Annotated in this window: 13 protein-coding genes; 6 read left to right on the plus strand and 7 right to left on the minus strand. The window is 57.1% G+C overall.

Annotated elements, in window-relative coordinates; genetic code table 11:
* Nucleotides 1-51: 51 nt before the first annotated feature.
* On the minus strand, nt 52-1,935 hold the full coding sequence (locus ACIP9X_RS08540) for a DUF4012 domain-containing protein (protein ID WP_400479283.1): 1,884 nt from the start codon (nt 1,933-1,935) through the stop codon (nt 52-54).
* Nucleotides 1,936-1,989: 54 nt separating this feature from the next.
* A complete protein-coding gene (locus ACIP9X_RS08545) occupies nt 1,990-3,420 on the minus strand; it encodes a sugar transferase (protein ID WP_400479284.1) in 1,431 nt (476 codons plus the stop codon).
* A 511-nt stretch (nt 3,421-3,931) separates the two neighbouring features.
* On the opposite strand from ACIP9X_RS08545, the gene ACIP9X_RS08550 reads away from it, so the two are divergent.
* The 4 genes from ACIP9X_RS08550 (at nt 3,932) to ACIP9X_RS08565 (ending at nt 9,573) form a co-directional block, all read left to right on the plus strand.
* Entirely contained in the window at nt 3,932-5,119 is a 1,188-nt protein-coding gene (locus tag ACIP9X_RS08550; protein ID WP_400479285.1) for a glycosyltransferase, read from the plus strand.
* A gap of 119 nt (nt 5,120-5,238) precedes the next feature.
* Entirely contained in the window at nt 5,239-6,435 is a 1,197-nt protein-coding gene (locus ACIP9X_RS08555; RefSeq protein ID WP_400479286.1) for a hypothetical protein, read from the plus strand.
* Between the two features lie 530 nt (nt 6,436-6,965).
* Complete coding sequence (locus ACIP9X_RS08560; RefSeq protein ID WP_400479287.1) at nt 6,966-7,871, plus strand: glycosyltransferase; 906 nt, start codon at nt 6,966-6,968, stop codon at nt 7,869-7,871.
* Between the two features lie 409 nt (nt 7,872-8,280).
* The gene (locus ACIP9X_RS08565) at nt 8,281-9,573 is read left to right on the plus strand and encodes an ISL3 family transposase (RefSeq protein ID WP_400479288.1); all 1,293 of its coding nucleotides are present in this window, start codon (nt 8,281-8,283) and stop codon (nt 9,571-9,573) included.
* A gap of 3 nt (nt 9,574-9,576) precedes the next feature.
* Here the strand turns inward: ACIP9X_RS08565 and ACIP9X_RS08570 are convergent, their stop codons facing one another.
* The 5 genes from ACIP9X_RS08570 to ACIP9X_RS08590 form a co-directional block, all read right to left on the minus strand.
* Nucleotides 9,577-10,086 (minus strand): transposase family protein, encoded by a 510-nt coding sequence (locus tag ACIP9X_RS08570; protein WP_400479289.1) that lies wholly within the window; start codon nt 10,084-10,086, stop codon nt 9,577-9,579.
* A 265-nt stretch (nt 10,087-10,351) separates the two neighbouring features.
* Entirely contained in the window at nt 10,352-11,317 is a 966-nt protein-coding gene (locus tag ACIP9X_RS08575) for a hypothetical protein (RefSeq protein WP_400479290.1), read from the minus strand.
* Nucleotides 11,318-12,309: 992 nt separating this feature from the next.
* On the minus strand, nt 12,310-13,206 hold the full coding sequence (locus tag ACIP9X_RS08580) for a glycosyltransferase (protein ID WP_400479291.1): 897 nt from the start codon (nt 13,204-13,206) through the stop codon (nt 12,310-12,312).
* A 292-nt stretch (nt 13,207-13,498) separates the two neighbouring features.
* Complete coding sequence (locus ACIP9X_RS08585) at nt 13,499-15,040, minus strand: polysaccharide biosynthesis tyrosine autokinase (protein ID WP_400479500.1); 1,542 nt, start codon at nt 15,038-15,040, stop codon at nt 13,499-13,501.
* Nucleotides 15,041-15,409: 369 nt separating this feature from the next.
* Nucleotides 15,410-15,874 (minus strand): Lrp/AsnC family transcriptional regulator, encoded by a 465-nt coding sequence (locus tag ACIP9X_RS08590; RefSeq protein ID WP_400479292.1) that lies wholly within the window; start codon nt 15,872-15,874, stop codon nt 15,410-15,412.
* A gap of 159 nt (nt 15,875-16,033) precedes the next feature.
* Between ACIP9X_RS08590 and pdhA the strand changes: the two genes are divergently transcribed.
* Together pdhA and ACIP9X_RS08600 are read left to right on the plus strand one after the other, a co-directional pair.
* On the plus strand, nt 16,034-17,296 hold the full coding sequence (gene pdhA / locus ACIP9X_RS08595) for a pyruvate dehydrogenase (acetyl-transferring) E1 component subunit alpha (RefSeq protein WP_400479293.1): 1,263 nt from the start codon (nt 16,034-16,036) through the stop codon (nt 17,294-17,296).
* Nucleotides 17,293-18,405, plus strand: a complete 1,113-nt coding sequence (locus ACIP9X_RS08600) for an alpha-ketoacid dehydrogenase subunit beta (RefSeq protein ID WP_400479294.1) — start codon at nt 17,293-17,295, stop codon at nt 18,403-18,405. Before pdhA ends, ACIP9X_RS08600 begins: the two co-directional genes overlap by 4 nt.
* The last annotated feature ends 1 nt before the right edge of the window (nt 18,406 follow it).

The raw sequence follows: 18,406 nt of genomic DNA on the forward strand, positions 1-18,406 counted from the left end.
AGGGCGACTCCAAAGTGAATCCAGACACTTTACATACTGTTAATGCATTGGCTACGGAGCGACCTGGCAATCTTCCAATATTGAATCGAGGACCACGTCTCCATGTGCCTGCACCGTTGGCGTTACGGACAACTTAGGCTCTGTGTTCTGGACGATCTTGTCGAACAGAAATTCGATGGTGCTGCTCTTACCAGGAGGCAGCGCCACGGTCACAGTCCCTACAGGCCTTTCACTGTGCATCTGGGACGCAAAGCTGATCTTCTTGCCATCTGCCGTGACGCTGTCCACATGAGATTGGACGGGGCCATAAGCCACAACGTTAGTTTGTACTGTTCCTGCAGGTACGCCAAAGGCGCCCGCTCCCGTAACGTACTGCGGCAAGGAAGTAGCGGCATCACTAGGCGCAGTATTCTTGCTCGTGACACGCACCTTGATTTGTTGGTAGCCGTCGTTGCTGCACCCGCTGATCAGCTGAACGGTCCTCTTGACGTAGTAATCCATCTTTGCGCCCGTGCCGTCATTAAGATACACGCCAAATTGAGCCGGTGAGGTGCTTGGACCTTTAATCGATCCGCTAAGGGGATAACTCGAAATGACCTTCTCTTCATTGGCTGATGCCGACCATAGCAGAACTCGCCCTTCGGCCGCGCCACGAGTAAGTCCTTCTATAAGGGCTGCTGTATCGGTTTTACCGGTGGTTAGGGCTCCGAAAACCTCTTTGGCGACAGCCGCGAAGTACAGGTCCTGAAGTTCGGGGCTTTCTATCTTCGAGTACACATCGGAGAGAAGTGTGCCGACCACGTTGCTTTGAGAGAGTTCGGTAGACAGACCACTGTTGTCAAGCTCGGGCACCGATGAGTTGGCAATCTTTATGGGTCCTGTCGCAGACAACATGTAGCTCAATGCGACTGGGTCCAACGATATGACCCCTTCGACTCGCTGACCGGTTTTTTTCTCCCACATAGCTTGTGCCGTCCTTGCGGCAGTGGGGAAGTCGGGGGTCAGGTTGACATCTTGCATGAATTTCCCGAGGCGTTTGGAATATATCTTTTCCTGCTCAAGATCAACATCCAGAGGGGGCGACATCACCCCCACATCTGCAGCAGTGCTTTGCGCACCCATTGTGAGCTTTCCCTGGTCAACAGTAATGACCGCCAGCGCACCTGGAATACCTCCAGAAGCGCGCGCTTCGGCATTGTTTTGGATCATCAGGAGGTAGGTCCGAGGACCGTCTGCGCCCAACATTCCTGGGGCGATTTGCGAAGCGTCTGCCGACGCATCCAAAGTGCCAGTGATCGACTGCAACTGCTGACGGGCTTGGAGTAACGGCTCTCTAACCTGAGGGAGTAGATGTTCTACATCGATGCGCTGCAACCGCGCAGCTGAAGCCCGTACCGCATGGGCGGCCGAGCTAACGGTCGGCGCGGCTTCTTGGAGGGGCTCCAACTCCGCTCCGACACTGCTCGGCACTAACTGGTCCCAATCTAGGGACTGAAACACTCTCACTAGTGGTGCAACTGCGAGTGAGGATACGTCGTCTGCCGACCGCGCCACTTCTGTGATGGCACTGAAATTCGCACCGATCAACGGCAGCGCAGAGGCCAAAGTCCAAAGGGGGTGTTCAGCAGCTTCACGTGCTGCTGAGGTGTGTGCGTTGAATCGGCTCACCGTAGTCGTGGCCTGGCCAACGTCCTTCTGAGCGATGCCCGCCTTGATTTCGGGAACTAGTTCCGCCGCTGACGTCAGCTCCGACCTTATGGTAGAGGCTTTCGCGACCAGCAGTAGTGACGCAACGACGAGAACTACTACGACAGTGGAGGCAAACGCCAATAAAATCGCAATGCGACGAGGAAACAGGCGGAAAGGCGCTTGGCGTGATGCCGGCCTAATTGGAGTACTAGAACGCTGGTAAGTCGGTTCATTCTGATCCGTCATGATGCACGGCGTCCTTCCGGATCTTATTATAACGTTGTGGCGCGAATGGAAGCATTAGTACGCTCCGGTACTGTGGAAAACCGCCCGAACTGTGCGCAGTATTATCAATAGATCGCCGGCCAGTGACCAGTTCTCCACGTAGTAAAGGTCAAGGCGAACAGAGTCCTGCCATGAGAGGTTGGAACGACCACTCACCTGCCAAAGACCCGTTAGGCCAGGTTTTACCAAGAGCCTGCGCCGAACATACTGCTCGTAAGCTTCGACCTCGCGGGGAAGAGGCGGCCGAGGGCCGACAAGACTCATTGTTCCCGCGAAAATATTAAAAAGTTGTGGGAGCTCGTCGAGGCTGTACTTGCGTAGAACCCCGCCGACACGGGTGATTCGGGGATCATTCTTGATTTTGAATAGAACCCCGCTGCCCTCGTTGCGATGCTGCAAGTCCTCAAGTCGCTTTTCAGCATCGACGACCATCGAGCGAAACTTAAGCATGCCGAAATGCACACCCTCCATGCCAACGCGCTGTTGCCGGAAAAGAATAGGGCCGTGGCTATCCAGTTTGATCACGAGAGCAATAATGGCCATTAGGGGTAAAAGGCAAACTATAAGGATTCCGGACACAGCAATGTCGAAAAGCCGCTTCGCGACACGCTGACCCCCCTCCAGTGTGGGAGTTGTTACATGGATAAGGGGGAGTCCGGCCACCTGTTGGGTGTGAATTCGAGGTCCGGCAATATCAGTGAGAGCTGGTGCCATTATGAGCCCGACGTTGCGAGCTGCTAGTTCCCACCCGAGATGTCGCAATGTCTGCGGGTGGAGCTGAACCCCGGCAGACAAGGCGACTGCATCCGCCCCACACTGTTCGATGGCTTCGAGAATTGACTTCGTGTCCGCTGCGCTACCAAGGATCGCCAAGCCAGATTGGGGCTCAACGTCGTGACCATCATTAGACCCGGGGATGTAGGCAGCAACTGGGTGGTATCCCGATTGTTTCGCGGTGTGTAGCGTCGCTGCCAAGTGGGCAACAGCGCTCGGTCCGCCCATCAGTAACAAACGCGAAACGCTACGGCCGTGGAGTCGATCCACGCTCAGGTGTTGCCGCAAATACCAGCGAGACAGTAGTAGCCCAGCCAGGCCCGCCGGCAACGCGACCCCAACGTACCCACGGGCTGTGTCAACACGTAATACATAGGAAAATATTGCAACCGCACCGAACAACCAGAGTGAGGCCGCTGCTACCCGCTTGTACTCTTCGGCCCCAGCGCCGAGTATTCGCGTTTCCCTGCTGCTCCACGCGCCCAACATCAGCCACCAAGCCATGGCTAATATGAACGACAACCAGATATAGGTCGCGTCTTCGCTGGTGCCTACGGGCTCGAAGCCAAACCGGACTATGTAGGCCCCGGCCACTGCCCACGACACCACGGCTGCGTCAATGATTGCTAGCCGCCTCGAATATCTGGTACGCCAGTCGAGCGCACTAAGCATCTGCCCCCCAATAGTGCCGGTAAATCAGCTAATGTCCAGGGTTCAGGTTACATGTCGAACAAGCGGGCGTAGCAATCAGGATTTGCACAGTAGGCTTGGTGCTTGACCGGAACCCGGACGGAAGACCAGAGCAGTAAGGGTGGCAACGTCCTCGTTGAACGCTCGCCGGCGCTACCACCTGGTGCACCCAGCCAATGTCGTATCACGATACGCCGAGGGCCGGTACGGGCGAGGTGAGCTGTGTGAAGCGCGTTGCAAGCCAGGTCCTCCCTTGCAGCGTGCAGGGGGTGGTCCCTATTGAATGCAGCCACCAAATGGACAAGTGCCTTCCCCTTGCATAATATCTAGCGACGCGTCCGATCCTCGCACAGCCAATCTTGCTGGGCCCGAGAGGGCGGAGAATACTGCATATGCTGAGCTCATGGGTTCCTCTAACGACTACTTGACGGAGTCCAATTCTTAGCCCGACGCTGCAAAGTAGCCGACTCGGCCATAGACAAGGGGATTCTATATGACCGTGTTATTTATAGCCGATGATTCGCTGTTTCCCACGAACAGCGGGGGGCGTGTTGAAGCTTTGGGTGAGCTTCATGGGCTTATCGAATTGGGTATCCCTGTCCGGTTACTCGTCTCACATCGGCTCGATATTTCAGATAAAGACAAGGAACTCCACCGAGCGATCGACCCGGAGGCTGTCTTCCTGAAGCGATCTTCATTTTTGACTTCAACAATTTGTCGGCCTTGGAGTCCGTACCAGCTTGCAAGTCGACGAATGACCCTAGCTCAGACACGGGAGCTGATCGGGGGATCAACAATCCGGGCTGTCATCGCCTCCCACGAATGGACAATAGATCTAGCGCACCGCGCGGCGAAGGTATGCAAAGCCCCGGTGATCCTTCGCAGCCATAATGACGAGGTAGCCTACATGAACAGCCTCGCACAAGACGCTTACGCTATCCAGAGGCTTTACTACCGCGCTGAAGCAGTGCGGCTCAGATGGGCGCTGGCTAGCCTCATGGAAAAAGTATGCCTGGCCGCTGTCTTGTCCGACGCAGATTCACATCCTTACGAGTCTCTTGGTGTTCGAACCCAACTGATTCCACCGGTGCTTACGGAGAGCAGCGAAGAGCAACGTACCGCGGATCGCCGTCCGCCCGAATCATCAGAAATCCTGTTTGTGGGTTCCTTGGATGCGCCGCAGGCTGTACAGGGCCTGAAGTGGTTCATAACAGACGTCTTACCTTTAATTAGGGAAAGCTTCCCCAGTGCAGTGCTCGTTATCGCAGGACGGCGTGCATCCCCAGGATTGGTTCAGGAGCTAAAAAGTAACCCGCACGTTCGGTACATGGGGGAAGTGCGGGACCTCGAGCCCACTGTATCTTCTGTCCGAATATTCATAAACCCCGTTTTCAGCGGCAGCGGGGTCAACATGAAAGTTGGGCCGCCCAGTCAACATGGAGTACCCATAGTCTCGACATCAATCGGAGCCCGTGGACTGGATGCAATTGCATCGGGGTTGAGCGTTGCCGATAGCCCCATTGAATTCAGTAAGCTTTGCGTTGACCTATTGACTTCAGATGATTTATGGGCCAGCAAGTCGAAATTGCTTCAGCGAAACATTCGATCGTTTACGCCACTAGCGGCCGGGACGGCACTGGCGACACTAGTTCACGACCTTTCCGGTGAGAAAACTGCCTAGAAAATCTCAGGGAGCGGTCCGAGCCGCAGAGCGGTATACTGAACGGTGCTCCGGTGTTCGGTAGCCTTGTATGGTCTTTTATCGAACGCATAATGCCACGAGCAGCCACAGCAGGACTAATGTTTTTGGCAGCGATATACGTCTCTCCCTCGGTGCTGGGTGTTTACACCTGGGCCATTCTAGGCTTAAGTCTTCTCCAATCCGCCTTCGATGTAGCCGTTCGCCAAGTTGCTGTAGGGGCATTGCAGACTCGTCGCGGTCTTCGTTTCCTGAAGAGATACCGGCAGACATTTATTATCGCTGGCCCTGCATTTCTCGTGTTCATTATAATGCTGCTACTAATATCGCAGCCCGCTGAGCTTTATGGATCCATCTGGACTTTGGCCCCACTTATACTGGCGCCTATTTCTATGGCCCTTGCAACTAGATCGGTTGCCATTCTGCAATCTGCAGGTGAATGGAAAGCTCTTGCGTCCGCCCAGTCAAAGGCAGTTATGGCATCTTTGGCCATCAGCTTGCCCGTGGTACTACTAACTCAATCGATTGCAGGTTGCGTGCTTCAAGTCGCAGTTGTGGAGGTCATCTTCGCGCTGCTCGTCACACTGAATGCCAGAAGAACGATAATTCCATCTGGTACGAACGCCGTCACTGCTCCACCGAACATATCTTCGCAGTTTTCTTCTGCATCCATTTATTCCACATTAGGGTGGGGCCAAGGACAATCAGATCGAGTGCTCGTCGGATTTTTCGCAGGTGTTGCCAGGCTAGGACAATACAACTTGGCCTGGTCGGTCTCACGGAGCTTGGGGGATGCAATAGTGAACGCCACCATCAATGTTTTACGGCCCCAAATTCTTCTTAGCAATGCAACGTCCGATAACACGGTGAAGACCTTGTTGGATAGAGCATCTTTGCTGATAGCGGGCATGATTATACTTACAGTCGCTGGAACAGAAATCATTCTCAAGCCAGTCTTGGGCGCTGAGTGGTTTGATGCTTTGAATGCAGTTCCCGTCATGGCGTTATGCACGCTCCCTCAAGTATTTTCTTACTCGGCGACTATTTATTTGACGAGAACGGGGAAGCTTCGTTCTGGACTTCAGCCAAAAATGCTTGGACTGGTCCTTGCAGTACCGATTGCTTTTGCTGCGATGTTTGGGCTCACTTTTGCGGCCTGGCTTGCGGTCCTTAGGGAAGTTCTGGTGATGTCCTGGATGGTCTGGCTGGTTCGACGTGAGCTACCCCTCAAGAGTCTATGGCAGGCCGCGGCCGTTTTCACCGCATTGACCGTCTCCACCTCGCTATTGGTTATCTAGATGCGGTCATTTTTCACCAATTAGAGACTGGCTCGATGCGTTAGCTGTCGCTAAGAAAGGGGTAATCTTCGCAAGAGATCGTTAAAATCGTGTTCGCGGCCTGTTGTCGCCGATAGGTGAGGGTTGCGCGTTCTGCTGGTCCAAGCCTTTCCGTAGCGCTGAAGATCCCGAATTAAGGCCGCGGTGCTGCAATCCTAAGGGTTGATTGGGCGACTAGGAGGGCTGCGGTTTCAGAGTGAAGTCCTACTTCGTGCGATACGTGCAACAAGGCACAATCCCGCGTGGCAGCTGGGCAATGAGGGCAAACACAAGCATGACGACAGGAGTGCGTGCCGGCACTGCGCGTAGTCATTTTGAAGGAACTTTTGGTCTTATCCAGGTCACTTCTGATAGAGACCCGGGACTTTGTTGTAGAGTATTGGAAGCATACACTGTTCAGTTTTTGGTGTATGGCACTGCTCTTCTAATTGTGAGGTACGACTCTTGAAATTGTTGTCGGATGTCTTTCCGCTACTGCGAAAAGTTTGATCGTGGCCCCGTCTATTCCTCAGCAGGAGGACTCGCAGTCACACCCAGCTTCGCCCGTTCCGAAATTTACAGTAGTGATTCCGTGCCTTAACGGGGAAGGCACCCTAGCTCGACAATTGTCGGCCCTGGTCAATCAAAGCTATTCGGGTACCTTTGAAGTTCTTGTCGCGGACAACGGATCTACTGACGGGACGGCGGAGGTCATTGCTGATTTTCGGGCCATGCACTCGTACATCCGCCGAGTAGATGCTAGCTCGCGCAAGGGGATCAACCATGCTCGGAATCGGGGAGTGGAGGAATCACGGGGCGATTTTATCCTGTTCTGTGATGCAGATGACGAGGTCGACAGAGATTGGCTGCAAGCGATGTCTGCGGCCGTGTCTGCAGGTGCTGTTTCCGTAGGCGGAACGTTGGACCGCCGTCTTCAGAATGGATATCAGCTCTCGGTCGAGAAGCGTCTCTATACGATGTTCTGGAATATTCCTTGGCCAGCCGGGGCTAACTGTGGCTTCTCTAGACAAGTGTTCGAAGCAGTTGGACTCTTCGATGAGGACTTGATGGGTGGCGCTGATGAAACGGACTACTTCTGGAGGATTCACTTTGCGGGTTTTTCTACCGAACTTGTAGAAACCGCCGTCGTCAAGTACTTCGTTCGTGACAACCTGCGGCAGGTCTTCCGACAGGCCGTTAACTATGGCCGGTCACATGTTCGTCTCTACGCGAAGTACCAACACCTCGGGATGCCCAGATCGAATCCCATGCGGTCTATTCTCGTAATGTCGCACAGTTCCCTTACTTTTCTCTTTGCCCCGAAAGGATCGTTGAAGCGGCGCAAAGCTGTGGAGAGGCTGGGGTCTCATCTTGGACGCATCCGTGGAAGTGTACGAGACAAGGTTTTTTACATTTAAGGGCTATTGACGGTAGGGCTCGTGATCCTCCTGACTTGGCGCATTTCCTTAGTGCATGGATTTTGAGTAGACCGCTGCATCACGGGCTGTTCTTCTAGCCCCGGGCACCACCTCGCGAGAAAATTGGAGAGTCCTGTTGCCGGCGGGGGAAACCAGGGCTTTTTATCTGCGCCTGAGCTCCACACCGAGTGCCAAAAGGCCCTCGGCGGCTCCTCGAACTGCTCGCCGGCGCGTTCGGAGTAGCTTGCCGCGCCCCGCTGACGCGCTTTTCGATTCACTCGCGGCCGCGTAGTAACCCGGCTCTTCGTGGTTGGTGGGGAATTGATTCCGTGTCGTAGCTGAAGAAGGGGCCCGTGGCCCTGCTGGGATGAGTGTGTCTAGCATTCAACCAGGAACAGGACCACGAGCCTTGACTGAGCCTACCGGGGTCGTAGCCGACGCTGCCACCATCCTCTTCAACCTGCCCGACTACCGAGTCATCTCCACCACCTTGGCTGCCGATGGACGGCGCCAGGTCGTTATCGAAAGTGAGCAGCCGCCAGGCTGCCCGAGCTGCGTGGTGGTGGCGTCACGGAGGAAAGAACGCCGTTTCCAACGGATCCGCCATATTCCTGTTGCCGGCGCTGTGGAGGTGCTCTGGTCCAAATACCGTTGGTACTGCGGGGAACCGGCCTGCGACAGGTTGTCATTCTTTGAATCGACGCCGCAGGTTCCTCGCCGTGCCCGCCCCACCGGCCGGCTCCGGGACCAACTCGTTGACGCGGTCATCCGTTCGGGCCGGGCGGTGTCCGAGACAGCTGCCGGCTTCGCCGTGTCCTGGTGGATGGTCAGGGCGGCACTGAATGAAGCGTGCCTGCTGAAGCTGCCAGACGTGGATGCGCTCAGCCCGCGGATGCTGGGCATCGATGAACACCGGTTCCGATCCGTGCACTACTTCCAGGATCCGGAGTCAAAGACCTGGACGCGGTTCGAGCCGTGGATGACAACCATTGTGGACCTCGATACCGGCCAGGTCCTTGGCGTGGTTGACGGCCGGGACCATCAGGGGGTCGGGGACTGGCTGTTCGCCCGGCCCCTGCACTGGCGGTTGGCCGTGCAGGTCGTGGCCATCGATCCGTCTGCTGCGTTCCGGAAGGCGCTGCGGATGTGGCTTCCGCGCACCGTGGTCGCGGTTGATCACTTCCATCTGATCTCGCTGGCCAACCAAGCGATGACCGAGACCCGGCAGAACCTCTCACAGCAGGTCAAGGGCCGCCGCGGTCGGGCCATCGACAAGGCGTGGGCGCACCGCATGCTGCTCCTGCGCGGTGGCGACACGCTCAGCAGCAGGGCGGCCATCCGGCTGGACGAGGTGTTCGCCGTCGACGATCCGACCGGGACCCTCCAAGCCGTTTGGAAGGTCAAGGAACAGGTCAGGGCCCTGCTGCGCACCGGCTCTTTGGAGGACGCCACAGTAGCGAAAACAAAGCTCGAGGAGCTGGTGAAGGCGGCGGACCGACCGGAGACAAACAGGCTCTATCGCACCGTCTGCCGGTGGTGGAAAGAGATCGAGTTGAAGATCATTACCGGCGCCACGACAGGCAAGGTCGAGGCCAACAACACCGCTATCAAGAACATCAAGCGCACCGCCCGCGGCTACCGCAACCCAGCCAACTACAAATCGGTTATTCTCTTGAGAAGTGCCGTCCGGACGGCGGCATGACACTCATCTCAGAGATTCATTTCCCCACGAACCGTGAAGAGCCAGTTTGTCCACGTCGGGCAGCCGCAGCAGGCATGCCTCGTTGAGCGCAGCCCGCACCATCCACCAGGACACGGCGAAGCCGGCGGCCGTTTCCGATACGGCTCTGCCCGATCGGATGACCGCCTCCACGAGTTGGTCCCGGAGCCGGCTGGTAGAGCGTGCGCGGCGCGGGACCTGTGGCGTCGATTCGAAGAGCGACAGCCTGTCGCAGGCCGGTTCTTCGCAGTACCAGCGGTACTTGGACCAGAGCACATCCACGGGCCCGGCGACAGGAATATCGCGGAGCCGCTGGAGGCGCCGCTCCTTCCGCCGGGAAGCGATGACGCCACAGCTCGGGCAGCCCGGTGGCTGGTCCGTTTCGATGATGACCTGCCGTCGGCCAACAGTGACGGTGGTGGAAATGACGCGGTAGTCGGGAAGGTTGAAGAGGATGGTGGCAGCGTCGGCTGCGACCCCGGTAGGCTCGTTCAAGGCTCGTGGTCCTGTTCCAGGTTGAATGCTTAGACACACTCATCCCAACAGGGCCACGGGCCCCTTTGTCTTCAACGACACGAATTCAAATCCCCATCAACCACCAAGAGCCGCAAAACCGGCGTCCACCGTGGCAGACACCTCCATGATCCGCCGCCCAGCCTTGGACTGCCCAGAGCCCGTGGAGAGGCGACAGCGTACTTTCTCCTACCACGGCGCGACAGCGTCGCTGGACCGCTAAATGCGAAGGGCCCTATTGAGGCCATCACCAGCGCTTGGGAGATGCCTCCAGAGTTGGCAAGGAGCGCGGAAAAAGTGGGTCCCATCGTGTCGCCCTGGGGGTTTTGAGATGGCTCTGAGGCTGGCAGAAACACCACACGAGAATTGCAGAAGCCGGTTGTCCAAGGGCGCCGGATAGTGCAAACGTCATTGCTAATATAACCAGGCGTCCGGCAAGCGGAAGATCAGTGCTTTTCATGACGAATAACAACATTGCCATAGTGCATCCGAGTCCAACTACAATTCCGTATTCAATGACGAGTTTTGGCGTAAACGTGTAATTTACGCCGGTGCCATACGTCACCGCGGTAAGACTCGCACCGCCGGGTCCATATCCCGTCATTATTGCAGCCGGAAAGTCCAGCATGAACTTGGCGACGTGCTCCCATGGATCGAGGAAGCGGAACGAGGCAGAGCTGCCTTCTGTCTGGAACTCAGAAGTTCTGGAGAAGAACGCAAGAAGCAGGCCTGTGAAGGTGAGAACTGCTAGGCCGAGCGACGCTGCAAGTACACTGAGGACCCTTTCCTTCGAGGTTCCTGTGATTGCAATACCAAGTACTCCGACGGCAAGCGCGATGATACCAGTTCCAGAACCGGTGAAAAGTAGCGCAGCGATGAATAGTGGTACTGAGGCAGGGGCGATTCTTAAGGCGAGAATTGCCGCCAAGGCGAAAAATTGCGACGCGATACTTGGCTCAAGGAAGAACATGCCGTTCGAGCGAATCAGATATCCTTCGAAACCCGCAATATCTAGCCTGGCACGGTGAACGTACCCCGGAATTACGACTTCTTTCGAGATTAGCGAAAAAACGTCGATGAAAGGGCCGCCAAGTATTTGGATAGCGAACTGTGCTATAGCGATTACCGCAAGTGCCCCCACAGTCCGGAGGAAAGTCTTTGATACCGCGTGTGTGAGTTCCGCACTCCGTGGCGCAACGAAGAGGAAAGGCATCCAACACGCGACAAGAAAAAGCAGAGAAAAGAGCGACGGCGGTACGGGTGTCAAGGAGAGCCAGCCCCAAAGACACAATGCTAATGTCGCCGCGAGTATCGAACTGAATGCAAGACGTCGGGCACCGAGTACGATTTCTCCAGAGGCCCAAAGCCATAACACACAGGCCCAAAAAGGAACTAGCGCTAGCGGCACTCCCAGGCCCGGAACTGCCAGTTGTTGTCCGACTATTGAGATGAATAGAAGCGCACAGATAAAACGTCTTGTAAGTGGGCTTACTCCGGACCGGTGCCGGTATGGGTCCTGAACCTCTGCCCAACGAGCAGGACCAACTTGGTTCAGCCCCTCACGTTGTTCCCATCTTCTTTCCTGGATGCGCTTCACCACCACAACAACTTGCTCCTACTGGCGTCGAGCGTATAGCTGTCGACCCTGGGCCGTGCGGATAGCACTCTAGCGGGATTACCCCCAGCAAGCGACCAAGCCGGAATGTTCTTCGTAACAACGGAACCGGCCGCAATTACAGAACCTTCATTTACGACACGTCCCGGAATTATGATCACCCTCGCGCTGATCCAACAGTGATGTCCGACGACAACAGGCTCACTTGTGTAGGCAAATGTCTCAGATTGCCAGTCATGCTGAGCAGTCCAAATCTGCACACCACTATTGACACTAACGCTTTCGCCTATGGTAATCCCGCCTCTGGCATCGAGGACTAGGTCTTCGGCCAAATAGCAGTCGGACCCTATGACAAGTCGCCTTGCTGCTCTGACTTGCAGACCCCGGTGCAGTGCAACCCCCGCTCCAACCTCCGCACCCCATATTCGTAAAATTGTTCGACGAACAAAATTGGATGGAAAGTAGCTGGCGAGCCAAATTGAGTTGATCTCCAGCGAGGACATTAAGCGTTTCAGCATGCTTATCGTTGCGAGTTTAGGCATGAGTTGCTCCTAATCCGGGGGCGAGGACGACTGTTGTCCACGATTCGATCAACTATTACGCCGTTCGGTCTCCAGGCCAGCCTGCAACAGCTTGCTGAACCTCTCCACGAATGCTTCTTGGCCGTATTGAAGAGCGTGCTGACGGACTGCTCTATAGTCCCAATTTGATGTTCGCATGCGATTAATGGCGTCCCCAAGGCTGTCAACAGACTGTTCCTCGAATAAAACGCCTGTCAGTCCATCCACGACGGTTTCCCGGGCCCCGCCACCTGAAAAGCCAATTACAGGAGTCCCGGCGGCCATGGCTTCAAGCGGAACCATCCCGAAATCGTCTGCGCTAGGAAAGATGAGGGCTTCGGCGTTTGCAATGACATCACTGAGCTCGGCTCCCATCTTCTTGCCAACGAATGTCACGTTAGCCGGAGCGACCGCCTCCAATGCGCGGCGATCTCTACCATCACCAACCACTGTTAGTTGTAGATCGGGCCGCATCCTGAAAGTATCTAGCAGGAGTTCAACTTTTTTATAGGGCTCCACGATCCTCCCGGCCCAGACGAAGTATGATCTTTCTGGTAGCGGTACTGGTCGAAAGAGCTGGGTATCGATTGGTGGGGGAATAATTGCGTCGGCATCCCTTCCCCAGAACTCCTTTATGCGCGCGGCGACAATGCTGTTCGTGGCGATTATTATTTGTGATTCATTAGCGGCTTTTTTATCGATGTGTCGGAATGGGGCCAAACCTACTGACAAAAGGTTCTGGACAATCCGATTCTTCGGGAAATAATCGCTGACGCCGCTGTATATCTGTCGGAAGGGAGAATGGCAGTAGATTACCTTGACATTCTTGCTTCGCCGAAGGTGGGCAAGGGCGTAGGAAGACGCAAGTATGTTCTCGTCCGTGGCCGGGATTGCTCTGATCACCGGGTAGAGAACGGGCGTCAGCATGCGAGCCAAGCTTGCTGAAATGCTGTCCAGAGGGAGTAGTGACTTTGTGGGCTTGCCTGGAGTCCCAGGGAACAACCGAGCAGTCACTTCAGAATTGCCGCTAATAACCCAGGTCGAAGAGTTGGGCAGCACATGCGCGGACAGGACCTCGGTACACTTTTCTGCTCCGCCCCACGAGTGAGAGAAGTCGTGTGTGATCGTCCACAGCGTTTGATTGGTCACAGGTTCCTGTCCAGGTATGGCGATCCGGCATTACGGTCAAAATTCACAGTAGCCATTGACAATAGTCTGATTATTTGCGATCTACATACGAGGAAGGAAAGCGCGCAGCGTCACGTTGTCTCTCCTCGGTGAAGGGGGTTTTGTATCGATCGTTTGAGGACGGTGTGCTCATCGGTTCCTGACTCAATGGTTCAGCCTGACGCGCTGGACTTTCACCTGCTCGATTACCTGGACGCTTCAGTCGCCCCTTTTCTGGGGTAGGGGTCGCATACGAACTGTAACTGTAGGTGTACGCGTCTGGTCCTTTAGCAGGGAGCCGGTTGAGCACCACTCCAAGGAGATTCGCTCCGACCAGTCGTAATGCCGCAAGCGACTTGTCTAGCTCTGCAAGTTTGATGGACTGCGAGCCGACAACAACCACCACCCCTCCGACATGCTGAGAAAGCACTGTGGCATCCGTCACGGGTAGCAGTGGAGGCGCATCGATAATGACCACGTCAAACACTTCTTCAAGTCTCGCCAGAAGATGCTGCATCGCCTCTGATCCCAGCAACTCGCTTGGATTGGGGGGGATCTGCCCCGAGGTCAGTACATAGAGCGGTGCGGTTCCCCATGGTTGGAGTAGATCGTCCACTTCGGCAGCTCCGAGCAGGGCGGTAGTTAAGCCAATGCTTCTTTCTAGCCCCAAGTACTCGTTGACCATGGGCCGCCGAAGGTCGGCGTCTATCAGGCAGACGGATTGGCCGGCATCAGCCAAGGCGAGGGCTAAGTTTGTTGCTGTAGTGCTCTTGCCCTCACCGGGGAGTGAAGATGTTATGAGAACGGATCTAGCCGCTCCTGAAACATTCGCAAATTGGAGATTTGTACGTAGTTGTCTAAAAGACTCTGCACGTGAGCTTTGGGGGGCAGCTTGAGTAAGCAAGGGCTTCTTTGAGGCATCTTGATCGAAGGAGATACCGCCGAGGAGCGGGGCATCGGTGATGCGACGCAAGTCCATTTCACCGTGGATTCGGTTATCCAGCATATTCCTGAGAATGGCGGCTCCCACTCCTGCTGCCATCCCGATGAGCGCACTTAAAAGCAAATTCAGGCGCGTGTTTGGCGAAGAAGGCGCTGCCGGCGCTTCTGCTGGTGTGATGATGGAAAGACTGACCGGAGACGTGCCGCCCGTTTTCGGCTTTTCCAAGCTCTCCACGACTTTCACTAAGCTGTTACCAACGGCATGGGCGATGGCCGCTGCCTGCACAGGTGACTCATCCGAGACCGAGATGTTTATTAAAACCGTATTGAGATCGGCGCTGGCCTTTATTCGGCTTGCCAGTTTTTCTGTGGTCTCCGGAAGCCCCAATTCGTCGATGGCTGGCTGGAGGACCGACGGCGTGGTGACCGTCTTAACGTACGATTGCACTCTGGCCTGACTAAACGTGTTCCCCTGCTGCAGCTCAGAGATGCTTCCTGAGCCTTGGAGGGCAACGAAAAGCTGCGTCTCCGACGTATATGTCGGCTTGACCAGGACCGAGATTGCGCCCCCTGTCAACAGGCAGCCCAAGGTTACTGCGGTGATAAGCACCCAGCTGCGGCGCAAAACGCGCACGTAGTCATGTATATCCAAAACCTTGGGTCCCCCTGTACAGGTTACTGGAGCGGCCAGATGGCGGTCACCAGATCGGCGTGTTCGTGCGATTCTCTCAATTCTACCCGCCATGAGTTGCCGGTCGCTCAATACCCCCGCTTCACATACGTAGCTGCCAGCCATCTATGTCGATCGCCTCGGGTCGCTCCCCGAGCGGATTGTGCTCGTCTTGCCGAACGGCTCGAGCTGGACTCAACGACTGCGTTAGCTGAGCGTCCTACTTCCCGAAGCCGAACTGACCTTTTCTGAGGCACCATTCCCTCTTACTAACAGCGTCAGTGGAGCTCTCAGGCTAACGGCCTGTTGCAACTCTGTCAGGAATGGCTATTTCTGGAAGGAATGCATGACTCATCTTGTGTCTACATCCTCGAAGACTAAAAACGTCTGTGTATCCAATACTCCAGGCATGGACTGCAGTTGGTCGAAGATGACCCTGCGCAGGTCAACGTTGTCCACGGCCCTTACCAGCAGGATGACGTCAAAATCGCCACCCACGAGGGCAATGTGGTGCACCTCAGGGATAGCCTGCAGCAGCTCCCGCAGCTCACGCCAGGAATGCTGCCGCACTTTTAGCGTCACATATGCGGATGACTTCAGCCCCGCCTTGATGGGATCCACCACTGCAGTGAACTTCGTCAGCACGCCCTCGCCGGTCAGCCTGGCAATCCTCGTGTAGGCGTGCGCACGGGAAATGTGCACGTTCTCGGCCACCTGCGTCACGGACATCCGCCCGTCCCGTGTCAGCTCCGCGATGATGTTCCGGTCCACAGCGTCCAGCGGCACCGCCACCTGCTCCGGTTCAGCTCCAGCCATTCGTCTACTACTCCCGTCGGTAACCCCGCTCAGAGTCACGATTCGTCTTTCAGATTATGGCAATGCCTCAAACTTCTCCATGATTCCGGCAGGGGCTGGATACGAAACTTCGTCCGGGAGCATACTGAGAGCGAATAGTGGCTACAGAAGGACGGACCAATGACGATCTCCGCGGACCACACTGCCCGGGACCAGGCCGCGCAGGCCGGGCAGGCCCCGGAACATGGCCAAGACCTGCACCTGGAAGGCGCCGTTGCCGAAGCCGTGCGCAAATTCGGAATCACCGCCGAGGACTACATGCTGCCGGCACGCCACCAGATCCAGATGGTGGATCAGGACGGCAACCTCAAACCGCACTCCGAACAGGGAACTGAACCGGGCCACGAGTATCCGCTGCCCAGTGACGAGGAACTTATTGCTGCTTATGAGCAGCTTGTTGTCGGCCGCCGAGTCAACGACCAGAACTCCGCCCTGGTGCGGCAGGGGCGGATGGCCGTCTACCCCTCCAGCCATGGGCAGGAGGCCTGCCAGGTGGCTGCCGCGCTCTGCCTCTCCGACGGTGACTGGATGTTTCCCACCTACCGTGACTCTGTCGCCGTCATGGCCAGAGGAGTCGACCTAGTCCAGGCCATGACCCTGTTCCGGGGCGACTGGCACAGCGGCTACAACCCCGCCGAGCACAAGGTCGGCATCCAGTGCACCCCGCTCACCACCCAGCTGCTCCACGCAGTCGGCGTCGCCCACGCAGCCAAGCTGCGCGGCGAGGACACGGTGGTCCTGGCGATGTGCGGGGACGGAGCCACCAGCGAAGGTGACTTCCATGAGGCCCTGAACTTCGCAGCCGTCTTCCACCTGCCTGTCATCTTCTTCGTACAGAACAACCAGTACGCCATATCTGTGCCGCTCGCACACCAGTCCGTCGCGCCGTCGCTCGCCCACAAGGCGGTCGGCTACGGCATGGCGGGCGAACGCGTGGACGGGAACGACGTCGTCGCCCTCCTCGCGGTTCTGGACAGGGCAGTCAAGCTGGCGCGCCAAGGATCCGGCCCACTCCTGGTTGAGGCTCACACCTACCGCATGCAGGCCCACACCAACGCGGACGACGCCACCCGCTACCGGCAGGACAGCGAAGTGGCGCAATGGGTAGCCCGCGACCCGCTGTCGCGGATGAAGAAGTATCTGACCGACAAGGGGCTGCTGGACGACGACGGCGAGTCCCGAATTGCGGAGAAAGCGGAAGCAGTTGCCACCCAGCTGCGCAACGGCCTTAGCGAGGACGTCCCGGTGGACCCGCAGGACCTCTTTAAGTACGTCTTCTCCGTCCCCACGCCGCAGCTCAGTGAACAGTCCGCGCTTCTCTCCGACGAACTCGCCCGCGACGCTGGTGCCGGTGCTTCATCCGAAACGGAGGCCCCCGAATGAGCCCCACCATTACCACGTCTTCGGAAGCCAACGGCAACGTCAGCTCCGCCACAGCTCGGGCAGCCGCCTCCGCGGCGGCTACGACCGAGGCGGCCGGACCGCAGCTGGTAACCATGGCGAAGGCCTTGAACACGGCGATGGCGGACGCGATGCACGCGGACAAGTCCGTCTTGGTGTTTGGCGAGGACGTGGGCATGCTCGGTGGTGTCTTCCGCATCACTGACGGCCTCACCAAGACCTTTGGTGAGCAGCGCTGTTTTGACACGCCACTGGCCGAGTCGGGCATCGTGGGCATGGCCGTAGGTATGGCGATAAACGGCATGCGGCCCGTGATCGAGATGCAGTTCGACGCATTCGCGTACCCGGCCTTCGAACAGATCGCCAGCCACGTGGCCAAGATGCACAACCGGACCAAGGGCGCCCTGAAACTGCCGATGGTCATCCGTGTTCCCTATGCCGGCGGCATCGGGGGAGTGGAGCACCACTGTGACTCGTCCGAGTCGTACTACGCCCACACCGCGGGCCTGAAGGTCTACACCCCCGCCACGGTGGCTGACGGCTACCGGATGCTCCGTGAGGCCATCGACTCCGATGACCCGGTGATGTTCATGGAACCCAAGAAGCTCTACTGGTCCAAGGATCTGGTGGACCTTGAGGCGCTCCGCCGGGAACACGAAGCCAACGCCGAGCGGGGAACTTCCACGGAAGGCAGTGCCGCCGTCGCCCGTCCCGGCACCGACGCGACACTGATAGCGTACGGGCCGGCTGTCCCGACGGCGCTCGCCGCCGCTGCCGCGGCTGCCGAGGAGGGCCGCTCCCTGGAGGTCGTGGACGTCCGCACCCTCGTGCCGTTCGACGACGAAACCGTCGCAGCGTCCGTGCGGAAGACCGGCCGAGCCGTGGTGATCGCGGAGGCACATGGCTTCGCGTCCGTGTCCTCCGAGATCGTGGCACGCATGCAGGAACGTTGCTTCCACTACCTCGCAGCGCCGATCCGCCGGGTGGCAGGCTTCGACGTGCCGTACCCTGCCCCCAAACTCGAACACTATTACCTGCCTAGCGTCGACCGCATCCTCGACGCCGTAGACGACCTCCAGTGGGAAGACTGAA

Origin of the sequence: Arthrobacter sp. NPDC093125 (assembly GCF_044754225.1) — a bacterium.
GTDB lineage: Bacteria > Actinomycetota > Actinomycetes > Actinomycetales > Micrococcaceae > Arthrobacter.